General features: G+C 50.3%; 17 protein-coding genes and 1 pseudogene. 12 read left to right on the top strand and 6 right to left on the bottom strand.

Annotated features, from left to right (window positions below):
* Positions 1-105 precede the first annotated feature (105 nt).
* Together FHS77_RS11045 and FHS77_RS11040 are read left to right on the top strand one after the other, a co-directional pair.
* Complete coding sequence (locus tag FHS77_RS11045; protein ID WP_184223300.1) at positions 106-528, top strand: Hsp20 family protein; 423 nt, start codon at positions 106-108, stop codon at positions 526-528.
* A gap of 75 nt (positions 529-603) precedes the next feature.
* Entirely contained in the window at positions 604-855 is a 252-nt protein-coding gene (locus tag FHS77_RS11040) for a BQ00720 family protein (protein WP_184223298.1), read from the top strand.
* Between the two features lie 75 nt (positions 856-930).
* Here FHS77_RS11040 and ptsN read toward each other — a convergent pair whose 3' ends face one another.
* From ptsN to lptC, 5 genes and pseudogenes are all read right to left on the bottom strand, one after another.
* Positions 931-1,395, bottom strand: coding sequence for a PTS IIA-like nitrogen regulatory protein PtsN (ptsN, locus tag FHS77_RS11035; protein ID WP_184223296.1), 465 nt, complete (start codon positions 1,393-1,395; stop codon positions 931-933).
* Between the two features lie 91 nt (positions 1,396-1,486).
* Positions 1,487-2,077 (bottom strand): ribosome hibernation-promoting factor, HPF/YfiA family, encoded by a 591-nt coding sequence (gene hpf, locus FHS77_RS11030; protein WP_184223294.1) that lies wholly within the window; start codon positions 2,075-2,077, stop codon positions 1,487-1,489.
* A 547-nt stretch (positions 2,078-2,624) separates the two neighbouring features.
* A pseudogene (gene lptB / locus FHS77_RS11025) lies at positions 2,625-3,350 on the bottom strand (LPS export ABC transporter ATP-binding protein); the annotation flags it as partial.
* A 123-nt stretch (positions 3,351-3,473) separates the two neighbouring features.
* A complete protein-coding gene (locus FHS77_RS11020; protein WP_374786248.1) occupies positions 3,474-4,127 on the bottom strand; it encodes an LptA/OstA family protein in 654 nt (217 codons plus the stop codon).
* A 227-nt stretch (positions 4,128-4,354) separates the two neighbouring features.
* Positions 4,355-5,050, bottom strand: a complete 696-nt coding sequence (lptC, locus tag FHS77_RS11015; RefSeq protein WP_343061004.1) for an LPS export ABC transporter periplasmic protein LptC — start codon at positions 5,048-5,050, stop codon at positions 4,355-4,357.
* Positions 5,051-5,302: 252 nt separating this feature from the next.
* Here lptC and sppA point away from each other — a divergent pair, with 252 nt between their 5' ends.
* The 7 genes from sppA (at position 5,303) to olsB (ending at position 10,649) form a co-directional block, all read left to right on the top strand.
* On the top strand, positions 5,303-6,277 hold the full coding sequence (gene sppA, locus FHS77_RS11010; protein WP_184223292.1) for a signal peptide peptidase SppA: 975 nt from the start codon (positions 5,303-5,305) through the stop codon (positions 6,275-6,277).
* A 62-nt stretch (positions 6,278-6,339) separates the two neighbouring features.
* On the top strand, positions 6,340-6,624 hold the full coding sequence (locus tag FHS77_RS11005; RefSeq protein WP_184223395.1) for an integration host factor subunit beta: 285 nt from the start codon (positions 6,340-6,342) through the stop codon (positions 6,622-6,624).
* Positions 6,625-6,640: 16 nt separating this feature from the next.
* Positions 6,641-6,958 carry a lipopolysaccharide assembly protein LapA domain-containing protein gene (locus FHS77_RS11000; protein WP_184223393.1) on the top strand — a complete coding sequence of 106 codons (318 nt, stop codon included), beginning with the start codon at positions 6,641-6,643 and terminating at the stop codon, positions 6,956-6,958.
* A 119-nt stretch (positions 6,959-7,077) separates the two neighbouring features.
* Positions 7,078-8,244 (top strand): RsmD family RNA methyltransferase, encoded by a 1,167-nt coding sequence (locus FHS77_RS10995; RefSeq protein WP_184223290.1) that lies wholly within the window; start codon positions 7,078-7,080, stop codon positions 8,242-8,244.
* The gene (locus FHS77_RS10990) at positions 8,241-9,119 is read left to right on the top strand and encodes a TrmH family RNA methyltransferase (RefSeq protein WP_184223288.1); all 879 of its coding nucleotides are present in this window, start codon (positions 8,241-8,243) and stop codon (positions 9,117-9,119) included. The genes FHS77_RS10995 and FHS77_RS10990 overlap by 4 nt, the downstream gene beginning before the upstream one ends.
* Positions 9,119-9,607: a signal peptidase II gene (lspA, locus tag FHS77_RS10985; protein ID WP_184223286.1), complete on the top strand. Its 489-nt coding sequence runs from the start codon at positions 9,119-9,121 to the stop codon at positions 9,605-9,607. Before FHS77_RS10990 ends, lspA begins: the two co-directional genes overlap by 1 nt.
* A 148-nt stretch (positions 9,608-9,755) precedes the next feature.
* Positions 9,756-10,649: a l-ornithine N(alpha)-acyltransferase gene (gene olsB / locus FHS77_RS10980; protein WP_184223284.1), complete on the top strand. Its 894-nt coding sequence runs from the start codon at positions 9,756-9,758 to the stop codon at positions 10,647-10,649.
* 170 nt (positions 10,650-10,819) lie between these two features.
* Here olsB and mutS read toward each other — a convergent pair whose 3' ends face one another.
* Complete coding sequence (gene mutS / locus FHS77_RS10975; RefSeq protein ID WP_184223391.1) at positions 10,820-13,474, bottom strand: DNA mismatch repair protein MutS; 2,655 nt, start codon at positions 13,472-13,474, stop codon at positions 10,820-10,822.
* A gap of 262 nt (positions 13,475-13,736) precedes the next feature.
* Here mutS and FHS77_RS10970 point away from each other — a divergent pair, with 262 nt between their 5' ends.
* From FHS77_RS10970 to murJ, 3 genes are all read left to right on the top strand, one after another.
* The gene (locus FHS77_RS10970; RefSeq protein WP_184223282.1) at positions 13,737-16,034 is read left to right on the top strand and encodes an NADP-dependent malic enzyme; all 2,298 of its coding nucleotides are present in this window, start codon (positions 13,737-13,739) and stop codon (positions 16,032-16,034) included.
* A gap of 142 nt (positions 16,035-16,176) precedes the next feature.
* Entirely contained in the window at positions 16,177-18,948 is a 2,772-nt protein-coding gene (locus tag FHS77_RS10965) for a [protein-PII] uridylyltransferase (RefSeq protein WP_184223280.1), read from the top strand.
* Between the two features lie 14 nt (positions 18,949-18,962).
* On the top strand, positions 18,963-20,534 hold the full coding sequence (murJ, locus tag FHS77_RS10960; RefSeq protein WP_184223278.1) for a murein biosynthesis integral membrane protein MurJ: 1,572 nt from the start codon (positions 18,963-18,965) through the stop codon (positions 20,532-20,534).
* The last annotated feature ends 169 nt before the right edge of the window (positions 20,535-20,703 follow it).

Genomic DNA, 20,703 nt, shown 5'->3' with positions numbered 1-20,703 from the left:
CCCCTTGAAGTCAGTAATCGCAAAAGCCATATTACTATAAATGCTGGAGATGCCGGATTCGGGTCTTCACAACACAATACGGTCGCTTTGATAAGGACTGACAAGATGACACGGCTAACACCATTTTCGAGCCCTTTGCTGCTCGGTTTTGATACAATGGAAAAGACACTGGAACGGCTGACCAAATCCGGTGAAGGCTATCCGCCTTATAATATCGAGCGTTTGCGCCATGAAAGCGGCTCCGAGCGTTTGCGTATTTCCTTAGCGGTTGCAGGCTTTTCCAGCGAAGATCTCGACGTCACCACCGAAGATAATCAATTGGTTATCCGCGGCCGTCAGAGCGATGATACAGAGCGTGAATTTCTACATCGCGGCATCGCAGCCCGCCAGTTTCAGCGCATGTTTGTGCTGGCAGACGGTATGCGCGTGATTGGCTGCGAATTGAAAAACGGCCTTTTGTCCATCGATCTCGACAGACCGGAACCTGAACGCCTGATCAAACGCATTAACATTTCCGTCAGGGAATAAGAGACAAGAGCGTATCACGCTCTGGGTTCAATGACGGGGCTTGATCTAAAAGCCCGTCCGTTGGAGGTAATGAGTATGAACCATCCAAAACCAATTCTAACTGAAACAGAATTTGCTAATCTGGGCGCTGGCGAAGTCGGCTATGTCCGCAAAATGCGCTCGGATGATCTGAGCCGCAATTTCCCGTCACTGCCACCACTTGCTCCCAATATGGAGTTCTGGGCACTGTTTGGTGCAAGCGGTGAGCCGATCATCCTGTCTGATGTGCGTGCCAACGCATTGGCAGGCGCGTGGGACCACGAGCTGCGCACAGTTATGCTGCAATAGGCAAATCGCCCAAATACAAGCATATTAAAAAGGCTGCATCGCAAAACACGATGCAGCCTTTATTATTTCAATAAGTTAAGCCGCATTCGACGCCGGATGCGTCGTTAAAAATGAATATAAAATCTGCACATCATGGGTGCCGCGCAGTTTATTCACCACATCGGCATCACGCAGCAATCTGGCAATGCGCGAGAGTGCCTTGAGATGATCTGCACCGGCATTTTCAGGTGCCAGCAGCAAAAAGACGAGATCAACGGGCTGATCGTCCAATGCTTCAAAATCAACCGGCGTTTCGAGACGGGCGAATACGCCGGCAATTTTCGAAATACCTGTCAGCTTGCCGTGCGGAATGGCGATACCATTACCCACACCGGTGGAGCCAAGGCGCTCACGCTGCAGAATCGTTTCAAAAATTTCTCTCTCGGGGAGACCGGTCAGTTCAGCAGCCTTTTCAGATAAAATCTGCAAAAGCTGTTTTTTGGAGCTGGCCTTCAACGCAGGGATAATCGCCCCCGGCTGAATCAGATCGCTGAGATCCATTCTCTCCATTCCTTCTTCAAGCGGGCTTCCTGGCCCAGAAGAGATACGTGCAGCCTTTCAAAATCAGGCTGCACGCAACTCCACGATTGAATCAGGCTTTCGGCATATTCTGGCGGGTTACCGTTGACGGATCAACCCAGCCGATATTGCCGTCAGCCCGACGGTAAACAATATTAACTTCGTCATTGCCTGCATTGCGGAAAACCAGCACCGGATGTTCGGTGAGATCCAGCTCCACAACCGCAGAGGCAACACTCATAGTTCTCAAGGTCACCGAAGATTCCGCGACAATTGTCGGTGCGTAATCTGCGGGCAACTCTTCTTCTTCCTCAAGAAGCGGAGCCATAACACGATAAGCGATATCAGCATAGCCCGTGTTTGTAGCAGCCTGCCGAGATTTAAGACGTCGCTTATAGCGTCTTAAACGTGTTTCTATTTTTTCTGCGGCAATATCAAAAGCCAGTTGCGGATCCTGTGCCTCGCCTGTGCTTTGCAAAGTTGCACCACTATCCAGATGCAACATGCAATCAGCAGCATAACGCGAGCCGGACTTCGTTACAGTAACTTGTCCTGCAAATCCATGTTCAAAATATTTACTGACGGCTTCGGTCACCCGATCATTAATGCGGGTCCGGAACGCATCGCCTACGTCCATGTGTTTACCCGATACACGCAGAGTCATATAGCAATACCTCATATGTGTTCATCTTACGACTCAATCTAACCACATGGAATGCAATGCGCCAAGCGATCAGATGTTAAACTTTACACAAATATGAACTATTTGATCCTGTTCGTTGATGAGAGTGCACAAAAACAAAAACGCGTCTTAAATACTCTGTCCGGCAGAAGCAATTATTTTACAATAAAACTGCTTACAAAATCCGTTTTTCCCAAAACAATCAACAATGTTTCACCGAAGTAAAGCTATTGGATGATTGTTTTTACTTTACCATGAATCAATATCCTATGATGCCGTTAACTACTCTATTTTTCAACTGGTTTATTCTTGAACCTAACTTGAACGCCTCTGGTCGCAACCAAGCGGGTTATTTATGAATGCTGGCCTCGCATGTCAACCTGCATCACTTCATCTCAGACTAAAATGTAATAATTATTGAACGAAAAAACTGCGTAACCCTGTACAAAAATACAAGCGAACGCTCTGATTTTAAAACAAAAACGGGTCGGAAAAATCCGACCCGTCAAAAAATACAAGCAAATCACTTTTAAAGCGTGAACTGGTCACCCAGATAAAGGCGACGCACATCCGGATTGGCCACAATCTCATCCGGCTTGCCATGAGTGAGCACCTGACCGGCATGGATGATATAAGCGCGATCAATCAGCCCCAGCGTTTCACGCACATTGTGATCGGTGATCAGCACACCAATGCCACGGCTGGTGAGGTGGCGCACCAATTGCTGAATGTCGGAAACAGCAATCGGGTCAACACCGGCAAATGGTTCATCAAGCAGCATGAAATTCGGACGCGATGCAAGTGCGCGCGCAATTTCAAGACGGCGGCGTTCACCACCCGACAAAGCAATCGCAGGCGCTTTGCGCAAATGCGAAATATGAAACTCTTCCAGCAGAGCATCCAGCTCGAAAGCGCGTTTCTTACGGTCTTTTTCAACCACTTCCAAAACGGCCCTGATGTTATTTTCAACCGAAAGACCGCGGAAAATCGAAGCTTCCTGCGGCAGATAGCCAATCCCCAGACGCGAACGGCGATACATCGGCATGGAAGTGACATCGAAACCATTGATCTCGATGGTGCCGCTATCGACCGGCACCAAACCTGTCACCATATAAAAACAGGTGGTTTTACCGGCACCATTGGGCCCCAAAATACCAACTGCTTCACCAGCGCGCACACCAAAAGACACGCCATTGACGACCTGACGGCCATTATAACTTTTGGTCAGTCCACGCGCGACAAGCGTATTATTCAGATCACCGCGTCGTTCACTCAAGCCAAAGTCATCATGCTCCATATGGTCATGGGTGCTTTGTCCTGCCGTTGCAGTTTTCTGATTTTGCTCAGGAGTAAAAGATGCCACGTAAACCCCTGTAGCTTAGCGCTTGTTTGCGGGCGCGCCGCCATCTTCGGATTTAGGCGACATAATAATGGAAACACGTCCCTTTTTGGCACCAGGGCAGGCTTCGAGGAAGGCTTTACCGGTATCCATATGGGCAGTCATTTTGCAGCCTGTAGCCACATTATCACCATCCGTCAGCACAACTTTTTTACCCTGCAAAACCATCTGCTGGGTTTTGGCATTATAAACACCGGTATCACCGGTTGCGACCTGAGGGCCCGATTTCAGATAAACTTTTTCGCTGACTTCCAGACGGTCAATACCAGATGCAGAAAGACCTGCTGCGCCCTGCTGGGCGCCGGATTCGGACTTATCAGCACCTTTATTGTAATGAACAGTCATTTTGCCAGCGCGCAAAACGGTTTCGCCCTGCACAACAGACACATTACCCATAAAAATGGCAATGCCTTCTTTATCGCGCATTTCTAGGCGGTCGGCATCGATTTTAACCGGCTCTTTGCCACTGGAAAGATTAAGACTGCCAAAAGGCACCTGCTCGGTTTGAGCCGAAGCACTCAACGGAGACATGCTCAAAGCCAGCCCCATACCAGCTGCTGCAAGCCAGACATTTGTCTTGCTGCGCGCGAAGCGAGCTGCGCTTTGTTTCATTTCAACGCATTTTGCGCGCATAATCTGATCCCCTGAATCGTACAACCGTAGAGCATGTAACGAATAAATTCATAACAAACATTAAAGTTTTAATATAGACTAAAGCCGCGCTACACAATGCGAAGCATCAAATTGCAGCCATATCGCAAGCCTGACAACAATACACTGTGGCTTGATGCCACTTTATATAAAATTTTGATAAGTTTCAAAGGCCGTCCTCACCCCAAAACACACCCGGCCAAGAGAGATTATTTATCACCCTCGGGTGCTTCGATGGTCAGATGCACTTCATCTTCAAAAACCACTACATCACCGCTCGACTGAACCTGCATTTTATTAGCCTGAATATGGGTTGAGCCGCTTTGAATATCCACCGGATTGTCTGTCATAATCTGACCCGTGGCAATATTCACATCAGCCGAACTCATTTTGGCAATCAGGCCATCGGTTGTCGTTACAACAAATTCACCAACCAGCTTCATGCGGCCATTCACATTATCGTAAATACCGTTCTGTGCATTAATTGTTGCCAGATTTTCAGCACCCACCGGTAACTTCGCGCTGATCCCTTCCAAAGTGATGATGCCTTCATTTTTGACGTCCTGAACAGCTTTGGTTGCGGTCAAATTATAAGGGCGGTTTTCTTTGGTGAAACCGTTCAGATTCGGATTGGACATCACCAATTTGCCATCTTCCAATCCATCTCCCAGATTAACCTTAACGGTAGAGGCAGGTGTTGCCAAAAATGTAAACCAACTGAAGACTGCGCCAACCACAATAGCTGCAACAGGCAAGCCGATTTTCAAAATTTTTACGCGCGTCGAGTGACGCTGCGCCGCCTGAAACACGGATACAGCCTTTTCGCTCGCGCCAAAATTCATGCCCGAACGCGTATTCACATCCGTTGCATGATTGGCATAAAGAGCATTGCTATGTTCATTCACAGACAAAAGACTATCCAACACTAATAATCCGGCCGAGCCCGATTGCCCGACACGGTTGCTAATCCGGCTCTTACCAGAATTCTCGCAAATTTCATTTCAATGTGGTTTATTTGGGGTACAAACCGACCTGAGACAAGGCCATATACAACTATAAAGCTCAATTCGCGGTAAAAAAGATAGATTAAAACGTAATGACGCGATAATCTGCCGCAAGATTTCTATCAATATTGTAGAAAAAATAAAAAGGCTACCATGACCCAGACTGCCGACGCCATGATCGACAGACGTCGTATCAGACGCAAACTCACCTTCTGGCGCAGTGCATTTTTGATTGTGCTCGCACTGGCTCTGATCACTGTAGCCACCACACAAACCGGAACATTCTCCGGTTTTAACACGCCTCATATTGCTAAAGTTCGCATTGAAGGCACCATTGCCCAAAATGACGAATTACTAAAAAGACTGGAACTCATCGCCAAAAATGACGCGGTTAAAGGTCTGATTGTGATTGTCGATTCTCCGGGCGGCACTACGGTTGGCGGCGAAACCATTTTCAACGCGATCCGTAAAGTGGCAGAGAAAAAACCGGTTGTAACCAGTGTCGGCAATCTGGCGGCCTCTGCCGGTTACATGATTGCCATTGCCTCAGACCACATTGTCGCGCATCAATCCTCCATCGTCGGCTCTATCGGGGTGCTGTTCCAATATCCTGACATTTCCGAGCTGATGAACAAGATCGGCGTCAAAATGGAGGCGGTCAAATCATCACCGATGAAGGCAGAGCCGAACTTTTTCAATCCGGCCAGCGAAGAAACCAAAGCCATGATCCGCAATATGATTATGGATTCTTATGACTGGTTTGTCGGCCTTGTTGAAACCCGCCGCTCTTTCACCCGCGAACAAACATTGGCATTGGCCGATGGCTCTATCTTTACCGGCCGTCAGGCTTTGGAGAAAAAACTGATCGATGGCCTCGGCGGCGAAACAGAAGCCCGACAATGGCTTTTGAGCAAAGGGCTTTCGCCTGATCTGGCTGTGGTTGAGTGGAAACCTGAAAAAGTTGAGCCGCTTTTATCGATGAAAGATCTGGTTGTACGCGGGGCTGTGCGCCTTCTCGGCCTGCCGGATGAAAGCCGTCATTTTATCGGTGACAGCGTCAGTGAACGTATCTTCCTTGACGGGCTCCTGTCTGTCATGCAAGTTACTGATCCTGTTGAACATAAGTAACGTAAAACCATAATCGGGCTTTTATCAAAGCCTGATGCGCAGCAAAAAGAGGGATGAATAGCTTGATCAAATCCGAACTCGTTCAGATCATTGCCAGCCGAAACCCGCATCTTTTCCAGCGCGACGTTGAAAACATCGTCGGTGCGGTTTTTGATGAAATCACGAATGCTCTTGCAGAAGGCAATCGTGTGGAGCTGCGCGGCTTTGGTGCGTTTTCCGTCAAAAACAGACCTGCCAGAAGCGGCCGCAACCCGCGCACCGGTGAATCTGTCAGTGTTGAAGAAAAATGGGTGCCATTTTTCAAAACCGGCAAAGAACTGCGTGACCGGTTAAACGATATCGACTGAGATTTTTATGAAAAAAATTCCGACGCGCCGCCTGGTAACCCTGATAATTCTGGTGCCTCTGGCTGTTATTCTGATCGCTTTATCTGTTGCCAATCGTATGAGCGTAACAGTGACTTTTGATCCGTTTAATCCGGGCAATCCGGCATTGTCCTATACTGCTCCGCTTTTTGTCTGGTTGTTTGCAACCTTGCTGGTGGGGCTGGTATTGGGCGGTACGGTTACCTGGCTGGCGCAAGGAAAGCACCGTAAACAAGTGAAAATCCAAAAGCTGGAAATTGCCGATATCAAACGGCAAAATCAGCAAAATCTGCTGGGCAATGACAGCTATTTATAAAATAGCTGCATTATTTTTCACATTTATGGTGCTAACCGAGCCTTAATTTCAGTTTTTCTCTTTCACCTGCCAGCACTTTATCCTACGAGACAGTAAAAGAGCTTTGTGGAGTTAGTCCGGTGAAGGCAACCAAACCAAAAAATAAACGTCCGGCCGGACAGAAAACGCGCACCAAAAACGAACGGGCAGATCATTTTGCCTCAAATGCGGAGCGTTCGCCAAAGCCGGCAGGCTTTAAAAAGCCACGTCCGCAATTTGCCAAAACAGCCGAAAAATCAGCTGACAGGTCTGGTGAAGCGCCGGAAAACACCCGCGCTAAAGAACGCACACAAGACAGACATGATCAGCCAGCCCGCATTTTAAGCCCTCGTACAGGCAAGAAACCTGATGAGCGCAGCGCCGTTATCTTAGAAACTTTGCCGAGCGATGATTATGCCCTGCTCGACAGCGGCAATGGCTTGAAGCTGGAGCAATATGGCTCATATCGCATCATCCGCCCAGAAGGTCAGGCCATTTGGTTACCTGCATGGGATAAAGCGGAATGGGACAAAGCGGACGCTATATTCACCGGTAACACCGATGAAGAAGGCATGGGGCGCTGGGCTTTCCCTAAAAAGCCGCTTGGCGAAACATGGCCGATGAAACATGACGGCATTGAGTTCCACGGCCGCTTCACATCCTTCCGCCATGTCGGTGTGTTCCCTGAACAGGCAGCACATTGGTCTTATATGGCCGAACTTATTCGCCGCGAAACCTCCAAAGGCCGCACTGTTCGTGTGCTGAATCTCTTTGGCTATACCGGCGTTGCATCACTGATTGCTGCACAGGCAGGCGCGGAAGTCACCCATGTGGATGCTTCTAAAAAAGCAATTAACTGGGCAAAAGAAAATCAGGAAATGGCTGGTTTACAAGATAAACCAATCCGCTGGATTTGCGATGATGCGATGAAATTCGTCGCCCGCGAAGAACGCCGCGGCAGCCATTATGATATTATCCTGCTGGATCCGCCAGCCTATGGCCGCGGGCCGAATGGCGAAGTTTGGCAGTTGTTTGATCACCTGCCCGCCATGGTTGATCTGTGCCGCTCCATCACCACCAAAGATGCGCTGGCTGTTATTTTAACCGCCTATTCAATCCGCGCGTCTTTCTTTGCTATTCACGCCTTGATGTGCGACCGTTTCACCGGCCTTGGCGGTGTGGTTGAATCAGGCGAATTAATTTTGCGTGAGCGCTCGGCCAATCGTGCGCTTTCCACTTCTCTCTTCAGCAGATGGGTTCAACAATGAGCCAGGAATACGACTTTTCCGCTTCCAACCGTTCTTCAACTCCGCGCAACGGACAGGTGAAAGAAGTCACCAGTCTGGCCAATCCGATTGTAAAGGATTTGCGCTCGCTGGCGATGAAGAAATTCCGTGACCAGCAAGGCGTGTTTATGGCCGAGGGCCTGAAGCTCGTCATTGATGCGCTGGATCTCAACTGGAAAATCAAAGTGCTGGTTTTTGCCAAATCCGGCAAAGGCAACAAGCTGGCCGAACAGGCGGCAGCGCGCACCGTAGCCTCCGGCGGTTTGGTTTTGGAAGTCAGCGAAAAAGTGATGGCCGGCATTACGCGGCGCGATAACCCGCAAATGGTTGTCGGCGTTTTTGAGCAGCAATATCAAGCGCTCAAAAACTTAAAGCCATCCGGCAATGATACCTATATCGCCCTCGACCGTGTGCGTGATCCGGGCAATCTTGGTACTGTTATCCGCACCGCCGATGCAGTGGGCGCCAAAGGCGTGATCCTGATTGGCGACACCACCGACCCTTATTCGCTTGAAACCGTTCGTGCCACCATGGGCTCGGTTTTTGCATTGCCGCTTTACCGTGCAAGCGAAGCAGACTTTCTGCAATGGCGCAAAGTTTTTTCCGGCATGATTGTCGGCACGCATTTGAAGGGTTCGGTTGATTACCGCACCATTGATTATGCGAAAAAGCCGGTTATTTTGATGATGGGCAATGAGCAGCAGGGCTTGCCGGATACGCTGGCTGAAACCTGCGACAAGCTTGCCCGTATTCCGCAAGCAGGGCGCGCCGATTCGCTCAATCTCGCCATTGCCACCGCAGTCATGCTTTATGAAGTGCGCCGTGAAGCGCTGATTTTAGACGAAAGACCTGCCTGATGAGCAAGCTCAGAGCTTCTTTGCCAACCATTCTGGTCATCGTCGCAGCCATTTTCATTGATCAGATGGTGAAACTGCGCGTGGAAGACACGATGCAATATGGCGAGCAGATCGACATTTTGCCGTTTTTGGCACTCTATCGCACCCATAATACCGGCATTGCTTTCTCTCTTTTATCAGGTCTTCACGACAAAGCGCTCGTGGCATTTACCTTAGCTGTCGTCGGCTTTGTCATCTATTTATGGTGGACAACCGCTCATTCACGCGTGCTGGCACGGGTCGGTTTTGCCCTTATCATTGGTGGCGCGATCGGCAATCTGATTGACCGCTCCATGCTTGGCTATGTGGTTGATTATGTGTTGTTTCACCTGCCGAACTGGTCATTTGCCATTTTCAATCTCGCCGATGTTTTCATCACTATTGGTGCAGGTCTTATCCTGCTGCAAGAATATCTGGTCTGGAAGCAGGAAAAAGCTGCCAAGAAATGACATTCTACTGTCACCATTATCGCTTAATTAAATTATCGATACCTTGCACGGGATATGTGGTAAAAGCAGCCTGAATTTATAAAAGGCAGCCGAACCGCTTGGAATTGCTCTGGAAAAGAGTGAATAAACACATCGGGAGCAAAGCAGTATGGCGCTACAGCTTGGAAAGACTACGCAAATAGTCGATAATGATGTCATGACAACATTGAATAGCGAAGATGTGACGCAAGAAACGACCGGCAATGCAGCATTGCTCGGGCGTATGGGCACATTGGAAGTACGGATTGCAACCGCACCGGAAGAAATCGAAGCTGCTCAAGAATTGCGCTTCCGCGTTTTCTTCGATGAAATGGGCGCAAAAAAAGACAGTTTACAAGCGATTGAACAACGCGATGCTGACCGGTTTGATCCGGTTTGCGATCATCTCCTGGTTTATGACACCGCCCTTCCCGGCCCGCAGCACAAGCAGATTGTTGGCACCTATCGTTTAATGCGTACCGATCAGGCCAATAAAGCGCATGGTTTTTATTCCGCCAGTGAATATGATGTGCAACGCCTGACATTAACCAAACCGGAACTGAATTTTCTGGAACTTGGACGCTCCTGCGTCAAGCCGGAATATCGCTCCAAACGCACGGTCGAGCTTTTGTGGCAGGGCATCTGGGCTTATTGCCGCCGCCATTCCATTGATGTGATGATGGGCTGTGCTTCCTTTCATGGTGCGGTGCCGATGGCACATGCTTTGTGCCTGTCGTTCCTGCATCAAAATGCCCGCGCCGATTCTGAGTGGGATGTACGTGCATTGCCTGAACACTATCATGCGATGGATTTGATGCCTGCCGAGGGCGTCAACATGAAGCTTGCACTCTTCTCTATGCCGCCGCTGATTAAAGGCTATTTGCGCCTTGGTGCAATGATCGGTGATGGTGCTGTGGCTGACGAATCCTTCGGCACCACGGATGTGTTTATCATCCTGCCGGTCTCACGCATTGCCAGCCGTTATATTAGTTATTACGGCGCGGAAGCAGATCGTTTTATTTAATAAAAACTTGAAACTGCGCTGCAAATGGCAATGTGTCTGCGTTCCGGAGCTCATATACTAAAAGTATACTGCGCTCCGTTACTCGAAAACCACCATTTTCGCCTCAGTTTGACGCTTTTAAACGTCCCGCAATAACAAGGGCTGCCTCCTAACGAAGGCAGCTTTTTTTGTTATTTGGTTATCGAAATTTCTTTCAGGCGATATAGCGCTTCCAAGGCCTCACGCGGGCTCAAATCATCAGGGCGGATAGCATCCAGAGCCTGCTGTAATTCATTGTCCAGCACTTGCGCCTTTGGTGTTTCCTGTTTCAGCACCACCGAGAAAAGCGGCAGATCATCAATCAGCTTATTTGCTTTTCCTGAAGTTTCGCCTTCTTCCAATTGCTTCAGCACATCACGCGCACGGTTGACCACTGCCTCCGGCAAGCCAGCAAGACGCGCAACCTGCACACCATAAGAGCGATCCGCCGCGCCTTGTGCCACTTCATGCAGGAACACGACATCATTGTCCCATTCCTTCACGCGCATAGTAACATTAGACAAGCGATTAAGCTTTTCTGACAAGGCTGTCATTTCATGGAAGTGGGTCGCAAAAAGCGAACGGCAACGGTTCTTCTCATGCAGATATTCAACCGCTGCCCATGCGATCGAAAGCCCGTCAAAAGTGGCGGTACCACGTCCGATCTCATCCAAAATCACCAAAGCGCGTTCGCCTGCCTGATTGAGGATGGCAGCAGTCTCCACCATCTCCACCATAAAGGTAGAACGCCCACGTGCCAGATCATCCGAAGCGCCGACACGCGAGAACAGACGATCAACAATACCGATATGGGCAGAACCAGCAGGCACAAAAGAGCCCATCTGAGCCATCATCGCAATAAGTGCATTTTGGCGCAGAAAGGTCGATTTACCGCCCATATTGGGGCCGGTAAGCAGCCAGATCGCTCCATATTTATCATTATTTTGTGGCGACAAATCACAATTATTAGCAACAAACGGATTGGCGGCCTGACGGCGCAATGCCTGCTCCACCACCGGATGGCGGCCACCAACGATGTTAAACGCCAGACTGTCATCAACGATGGGGCGACAATAGCCCTGCTCATCAGCAAGCACCGCCAAAGCCACCGACACGTCATAAACTGCAAGAGCCGAAGCCGCAGCACGGATCAAATCAGCAAAAAGCACAATCTCGGCGGTCAGCGTATCGAAAATGGCCGCTTCAATCGACAGAGCACGATCAGCGGCATTGGCAATTTTTGTTTCCAGTTCCGCCAGTTCCGTGGTGGTGAACCGCATAGCATTAGCCATGGTCTGACGATGAATAAAGCGTGCCTTTGCTTCATCACTATCGGTCATCACACCGGCATTATTAGCGGTCACTTCGATGAAATAACCCAGCACATTATTATGCTTGATTTTAAGTGTTTTGATGCCGGTTTCATCAATATAACTTTGCTGCAATCCGGCAATCACACGGCGCGACTGGTCTCGAAGCGCCCGCATTTCATCAAGCTCATCGTGATAGCCTTCCCGTACAAAACCACCATCGCGTTTCAAGAGCGGCAATTCATCCGCCAGAGCCTTGTCGAGATGATCCTGCAAGGTTTGAGGAATTGCAGATAATGCATGAAGCGCGGCTTTAAGTTCTGATGGCAGATCTTTACCGCTCAACAATTCGACAATACTGCGCGCAGCGTCAAAGCCACGCTGCAATGCACCCATATCGCGCGGGCCGCCACGCCCGACCGCCAACCTTGAAAGGCCGCGCGGCATATCCGGCACGCCCTTAAGTTCAAGGCGCAAAGCATCACTTAAAACCGGCTCATTAAGAAAATAAGATACCGCATCAAGACGCGCCTGAATGGCTGGCGCAGAAGTTAACGGAGCGGTTAATCGCTCGGCCAGCAAGCGGCTGCCGCCACCGGTTACGGTGCGGTCGATCGCTTTGAGCAAACTGCCATCCCGTTGGCCGGAAAGGGTGCGCACCATTTCCAGATTGGCACGTGTTGCCGGATCAATAAAAAGGGTTGAGCCTTCCTGTTCGCGCTCCGGTCGCATCAATGGCGGGCGCTCGGAAATCTGCGTTTTCTCGATATAGGCAATCGCACCGGAAATCGCCGACAATTCCGAGCGCGAAAACTGACCGAAACCATCCAATGTTGCCACATCATAATACCGTTGTATTCGTGATTGTGCGGCAGCACTATCAAACAAAATCGCCGGTTGCGGAATAACCGAGCGGCCGATCAGATCAAAAGTGGGACGCAATTCCGGATCATGAAAAACCGGCTCAGCCACGATTAATTCGCGCGGATCAACGCGCATAATATCGGCAAACATCCGCTCCGGCGAGCTTTCCGTCACGCGGAATGTGCCGGTGGAAATATCAATCCAAGCGAGTGCCAGCACATTGTCGGCTTCGCCTTTAACGCGGCCTAAAGTCATCAGGAAGTTGGCTTCGGACGGGTCAAGCAGTTTTTCTTCCGTCAAAGTGCCCGGCGTGACCAGCCGCACAACATCACGTTTGACCACCGATTTTGAGCCGCGTTTTTTCGCCTCTGCCGGATCTTCCACCTGCTCGCACACGGCAACGCGGTAACCCTTGGCGATCAGCTTTTGCAGATAATCATCAGCGGCATGAAACGGCACACCGCACATCGGAATTTCATCACCCAGATGTTTGCCGCGTTTAGTGAGTGTAATGCCGAGCGCTTTGGAAGCCTCCACCGCATCTTGAAAAAACAGTTCATAAAAGTCGCCCATCCGGTAAAAAAGCAGCGAATCAACATTCGCAGCTTTGATCTCAATATACTGCTCCATCATCGGAGTGAGTCGCGTTGGTGCAGCGGATGCAGCTTCAGTTTCAGTGGAAGACGCGGAAATATCGTTGATTATCTCTGGTTGGTTCGTCAATCTTCAGCTCCGCCTTCCATAAAACACAATTTTGTTACGCATAAACCACTCAAAAACATTGAATCTTGCGTAAAGTGTAAATTTCATCACAATATCTATTCCCGAAATGATATTTACGCACCACACAACAGAGATTACTTAGAATTCTCCACAGATGAAAACCGGAGTTGACATGTCAGCCTCAGAAAAAAACAATAACAAAACCCCGACTGCCGCACAGGCTGCCAGTGATAAAGAAGCGCTCGATTTCCATTCGATGGGGCGCCCCGGTAAGTTAGAAATCGTTCCGACCAAGCCTATGACCACCCAGCGTGACTTGTCACTGGCTTATTCTCCAGGCGTTGCCGTTCCGGTGAAAGCCATCGCTGAAAATCCGGCCAGTGCTTATGATTACACAGCCAAAGGCAATCTCGTTGCCGTTATTACCAATGGTACAGCTATTTTGGGTCTTGGCAACCTTGGCGCGCTGGCTTCCAAGCCGGTGATGGAAGGTAAGTCCGTCCTGTTCAAACGCTTTGCCGATGTTGATTCCATCGATCTGGAAGTCGATACCACTGACATTGAAGCCTTCATCAACGCTGTGCGCTATTTGGGCCCGTCTTTCGGCGGCATCAATCTGGAAGATATCAAAGCGCCTGATTGCTTCATTATCGAACAGCGCCTGCGCGAAATGATGGACATTCCGGTGTTCCATGATGACCAGCACGGCACCGCAATTATTTCCGCCGCAGGTCTCATTAATGCGCTGCATCTGACCGGCCGCGACATGAAAAAGACCAAGCTTGTCTGTAATGGTGCAGGCTCTGCCGGTATTGCTTGTATCGAACTTATCAAAGCCATGGGCTTTGCCTCTGAAAACGTCACTCTTTGCGACACCAAGGGTGTTGTCTATCAGGGTCGTGAAGAAGGCATGAACCAGTGGAAATCAGCCCATGCCGTGAAAACCGACAAGCGCACTTTGGCTGAAGCTATGGAAGGCGCAGACGTTTTCTTTGGTCTTTCCGCCAAAGGCGCACTGACCGACGAAATGGTTGCCTCGATGGCTGCCAACCCGATCATTTTTGCCATGGCAAACCCTGATCCGGAAGTCACCCCTGAAGATGTCGCGAAAATTCGTGGTGATGCGATTGTTGCAACCGGCCGTTCGGATTATCCAAATCAGGTCAACAACGTGCTGGGCTTCCCTTATATCTTCCGCGGCGCGCTGGATGTGCGTGCAACCACTATCAACGAAGAAATGAAAATTGCCGCCGCAAACGCACTGGCTCTGCTTGCCCGTGAAGATGTGCCGGACGATGTTGTGGCCGCCTATCAGGGCAACCGCCCGCGCTTTGGCCGCAATTACATCATTCCGGTGCCGTTTGATCCGCGTCTGCTGGCTTCTGTTTCAGTGGCTGTTGCCAAAGCTGCGATGGATACCGGTGTTGCCGGTCGCGAAATTGCTGATCTTGATGCCTATTCACGCGAATTATCAGCGCGTCGTGATCCGATTGCATCGACATTGCGCGGTATTTATGAGCGGGTGCGCAGCAAGCCAAAACGCATCGTCTTTGCCGAAGGTGAAGAAGAGCAGGTCATGCGTGCCGCTGTCTCCTTCGTCAATCAGGAACTGGGCACTGCCATTCTCGTTGGGCGTGAAGACCGCATTCGCGCGACCGCAGAAGCCGCAGGTGTTGATCTGGATAAGCCGAATATTGAAATTATCAATGCGCGTCTTTCCAGCCGCAACGGCGCATATGCTGATTATCTTTATCAGAAATTGCAGCGTCAGGGCTTCTTGTTCCGTGATTGCCACCGCCTGATCAACAATGACCGCAACCATTTTGCAGCTTGCATGGTTGCTCTTGGTGATGCCGACGGCATGGTCACCGGTATCACCCGTAATTACGCCACCGGCCTTGAAGATGTGCGCCGCGTGATCGACAGCAAACCCGGCCACCGCGTTGTTGGCGTTTCTATCGCCATCTGCCGCGACCGTACCGTCTTTATCGCCGACACAGCCGTGCATGAATCACCATCTGCGGAAGAGCTGGCCGATATTGCCGTGGAAGCAGCCGGTATGGCACGTCGCATGGGCTACACCCCGCGCGTTGCTCTCACCGCTTATTCCACCTTCGGCCATATGGGCGGCGAACGCTCGGCAACCATTCAGGAAGCTGTCCGCATTTTGGAAAAACGCCATGTGGACTTCGAATTTGATGGCGAAATGAGTGCAGAAGTAGCGCTTAACGGCAAGCTGATGGCGCAATATCCGTTCATCCGCCTTTCCGGCCCTGCCAATGTGCTGATCACACCGGATCACCACTCGGCAACCATTGCAGCCGATATGCTGCAAGAGCTGGGCGGTGCAACGTTAATTGGCCCTCTCCTGGTCGGCCTTGATAAGCCTGCCCAGATTGTCAGCCTTGGGGCAAAAGATACCGACATCGTCAATATGGCTGCAATCACTGCCTATAATGCTTCCAACTAAGCAAAGCTTCGATTAGATTAAACGCCGGCCTCACATCGTGGAGCCGGCGTTTAAGATTCATAATACCCGCGTATCCTGTCTAAAAACCGCTTCAGATTTTTTCGGCATGCGCTCAAACATTGATGCAATATGAGGCAGTCTCTTGAAAATACTCCAGACGATTGACGAAGAAGCCTTTATTGCAAAATACAATCTGCTGGCTGAAAGCCAGCGCCCTGCCCAAGAATTACGCCGTGATATTTTATGTCTGCTGAAAGAAACGCGTCAGCAAGGCTTGGAAGCGGCTGAAAAAATGCTCGCCCAAGATGGCGGCGGCACTTTATGCGCCAGACGTATTTCTCATTTGATGGATGTCCTCATCCATGCGCTTTATAATTTTGTGACCACCCGCATCTATCCGGTTAATAATCCGTCCATGGCGGAAACCATGGCAATTGTCGCGGTGGGCGGCTATGGCCGCGGTGGTTTAGCACCCGGCTCCGACATCGATTTATTATTTTTGCTCCCCTATAAACAGACGCCCTGGGGCGAGCAGGTGGTGGAATATATCCTCTATATGCTGTGGGATATGAAGCTTAAAGTCGGCCATGCCACACGCAATATTGATGATACAATCCGGCTTTCGCTGGAAGATATGACCATCCGCACATCGGTGCTGGAAAATCGCTTACTGATTGGTGATCTTGCACTTTTTGAGCAGCTGCAAAGCCGCTTTGAAAGCGAAGTTGTGGCCGGAACAGGCCCTGAATTTATTGCCGCCAAGCTGCATGAGCGTGATCTGCGCCACCAAAAATCCGGTGTCACGCGCTATCTCGTCGAGCCGAATGTCAAGGAAAGCAAAGGCGGACAGCGCGACCTGCAAACCCTCTTCTGGATTGCGCGTTATTTCTACGGCATCCGTAGCAGTGAGGGGCTGGTCAAGCTTGGTGTTTTATCGCGTGCCGAACATCGCTTGTTTAACAAAGCCAAAGATTTTCTCTGGGCAGTGCGCTGCCATATGCATTTTCTCACCAACCGCGCCACTGAGCGCCTGTCTTTCGAACTGCAACCCGACATTGCTGAACGGCTTGGCTATACCGCGCATCCGGGTCAAAATGCCGTCGAGCGCTTCATGAAACATTATTTTCTGGTGGCCAAAGATGTCGGTGATTTAACCCGTATCATCTGTGCTGCTTTGGAAGAGAAGCAAGTGAAGAATGTGCCCGGCTATAACCAGATTTACATCAGCAGCGAACCGCATAAGCGCAAGCTTAGCCGCGGCAGTGATTTTATTGATGAAAACCATCGTATCAATATTGCCCGTGATACGGTTTTTCAGGAAAATCCGGTCAATATCATCCGCCTGTTTCATCTGGCCGATAAACATGGGCTGGCGCTGCACCCTGTCGCCATGCAGCAGGTTTCGCGCTCGTTAAAGCTCATCAAAACTGATTTGCGTGAAAATCCGGAAGCCAACAAATTATTTCTGGAAATCGTCACTTCACCGCGTGATCCGGCACTGATTTTGCGTCGCATGAACGAAACCGGCGTACTGGGCAAATTCATTCCTGATTTTGGCCGTATCGTCGCGATGATGCAGTTCAACATGTATCACCACTATACGGTGGACGAGCATCTCTTACGTTCGATCAAAGTGCTGTCGGAAATCGAACACGGCACTTTGGAGGAAGAACACCCGCTTTCCAATGAGCTGATCGCATCGCTTAAAACCGCACGCAATATTCTTTATGTCGCGCTTTTCTTACATGATATCGCCAAAGGCCGCCCTGAGGCACACTCCGTGGCCGGAGCGCGCATTGCCCGTAAGCTCTGCCCGCGCTTTGGCTTGACAGCTTCCGAAACAGACACGGTTGCATGGTTGATCGAACAACATCTGACCATGAGCAAGATTGCCCAGTCGCGTGATCTCAATGACCGCAAAACCATTCAGGATTTTGCAGACATTGTGCAAACCAAAGACCGCCTGAAACTTCTGCTTATCCTGACTGTTTGCGATATCAAAGCCGTTGGCCCCGGTGTCTGGAACGGCTGGAAAGGCCAGTTACTGCGCACCCTCTATTATGAGACCGAGCTGGTTTTAACCGGTGGTTTTTCCGAGGCATCGCGCACCGAGCGCGGCGAAAAAGCCAGACATTTGCTTGCGCAGAGTTTGGAAACCTGGCCGGAAGAGGCCGTCAATGCCTATATTCCGCTTCTTTATACCAATTATTTGCTGACTGTGCCTTTGGAAGATCAGATCCGGCATGCCGATTTTATCAGACAGGCTGACACACAAAAGCGCACTGTTGCAACGCTTGCACAACCGCACCGCTTTGAAGCCGTCACTGAAATCACGGTCTTAGCACCGGACTCGCCCCGCCTCCTCACCGTCATCACCGGTGCCTGTGCGGCAGCAGGCGCCAATATCGTTGACGCGCAGATTTTCACCACCCGTGATGAGCGCGCTTTGGACACGATTTTGATCAGCCGCGCTTTTGAGCTTGATGAGGATGAACGCCGCCGCGCTGAGCGCGTTGGCCAGCTGATTGAGGACGCATTGGCGGGCATTGCCCATCTGCCTGATGTGATGGCAAAGAAAATCAAACCAAAGCGCACGCCCAAAACATTTCGTATTGAGCCGCGCGTGGTGATCAACAACAGTCTTTCGAATAAATTTACTGTTTTGGAAGTAAAAGGGCTCGACCGCCCCGGCTTGTTATGGGAATTAACCGGTGTGATTTCCGATCTGTCGCTCAATATTGCATCCGCCCATATCACCACCTACGGTGAAAAGGTTATTGATACATTTTATGTGACAGATTTAAGCGGCGAAAAAATCGCCTCAACAACCAAACAGAATAATATTAAACGCAAACTTCTCACCCTTTTGAATGACGAGACAGCGGCCAAAACAACCGCGCAAACGGGTAACTGACAGGCATTGATCCTATGAGCTTGGTTAAAAAATTCGCGACCGTCGCATCGGGCACTTTGATGAGCCGCATTTTCGGCTTCACCCGTGAAATGATGATGGCCGCAGCGCTCGGTACCGGCCCTGTCGCGGATGCGTTTAATGCCGCCTTTCGGTTTCCCAACACCTTCCGTCGTCTTTTTGCCGAAGGCGCGCTTAACACCGCCTTCGTGCCGCTCTTTTCCAAAGAGATTGAAAAAAACGGCATGGAAGGTGCGCGTAAATTTTCCGAAGAGGTTTTTGGCGTTCTGTTCACGATTTTGCTGGTGCTGACCATCGCCATGGAGCTTTCCATGCCGTTTTTGGTGCGCACCGTCATCGCACCGGGCTTTGTTGATGATCCGGTCAAATATGAGCATACGGTACGTCTGGCCGTTATCATGTTTCCTTATCTGGCCTGTATGTCGCTGGCGGCGATGATGGGCGGGATGCTCAACACTTTGCATCGCTTTTTTGCCGCCGCCATTGCACCGGTTTTCCTGAACATCATCCTCATTGCCGTACTGGTGTGGGCATGGTGGCAGGGTTATGATCCGCTTGATATCGGCCTTGGTCTTTCTTGGGGCGTGATGGCGGCAGGTCTAGTGCAGCTTGCAATCGTCTGGGGCGCAGTGCGCAATGCAGGCATTAAAATCGGCTTCCGTTTGCCAAAACTCACTCCCAATGTACGCCGCCTGTTGGTGCTGGCTCTGCCTGCCGCGATCACCGGCGGCATCACGCAGATTAACCTTTTGATCAACACCAATATTGCCTCATCGCAAGAAGGTGCGGTTTCGTCCCTGGTTTATGCCGACCGTATTTCACAATTACCGCTTGGCGTGGTGGGCATTGCGGTTGCCACAGTTTTACTGCCCGAATTGTCGCGCGCTTTACAAAGCGGCAATGACAAGGAAGCCGGAAACTTACAAAACCGATCGGTTGAATTTACGCTATTTTTAACCCTGCCCGCTGCTGCCGCTTTGCTGGTTTTTGCCACACCAATCGTGCGCCTGCTGTTTGAACGCGGCCAATTCAGTGCCGATTCCACACTTATTGTTGCTCATATTCTCGCCATTTACGGCATTGGCTTGCCGGCCTTCGTGCTGATTAAAGCCTTTTTGCCCGGCTTTTTTGCCCGTGAAGATACCCGCACACCGATGATTTTTGCTGGTATTGCAGTTGTAATTAATGTGTCGCTCGCCCTTACTTTGTTTCCGATCTGGGGTGTTTGGGGCATTGCCATCGCAGAGGTGGTCGCTGGCTGGACAAATGCAATGCTGCTTCTGAGCCTGCTGATTTATCGCGGCCATTGGGCTTATGACGCACAGCTGATCAGCCGTGTGCCACGCCTTATTTTGTCAGCCGCTATCATGGCAGCCATGCTTTATTTCGGCGCACATTATCTGTCTGATTATCTGCAAAGAAGTGCGGGCTTCGGTGTGCAGGCTTTAACCGTTGGCCTTCTGGTTGTCTGCGCCATGATTACCTATTTCGGCGCAGCTTTTGCCACCGGTGGCGCGAGCCTTTCCATGCTTCGCAATAATATGCGAAGAAAATCAAAAGCCGCATAACTATAAAAATAGCTTGCTTGGTTGTTCACGCTCTGGCACGAGTGCTGGTGTTGAAGAGCGTCCGCATGCGTCCAAACCACATACGTCGCTCTTAATATAACCAAGTCAGAGTATGTCAGATCATCAAAGACATGAAAACGATACTCGCCCGGCTTTCCAACAGCTTGAG

The organism is Paenochrobactrum gallinarii (genome assembly GCF_014205685.1).
GTDB classification, from domain to species: domain Bacteria; phylum Pseudomonadota; class Alphaproteobacteria; order Rhizobiales; family Rhizobiaceae; genus Paenochrobactrum; species Paenochrobactrum gallinarii.
The sequence above is the reverse complement of the archived record's forward strand: the minus strand, read 5'-3'. Positions and strand labels throughout refer to the sequence as shown.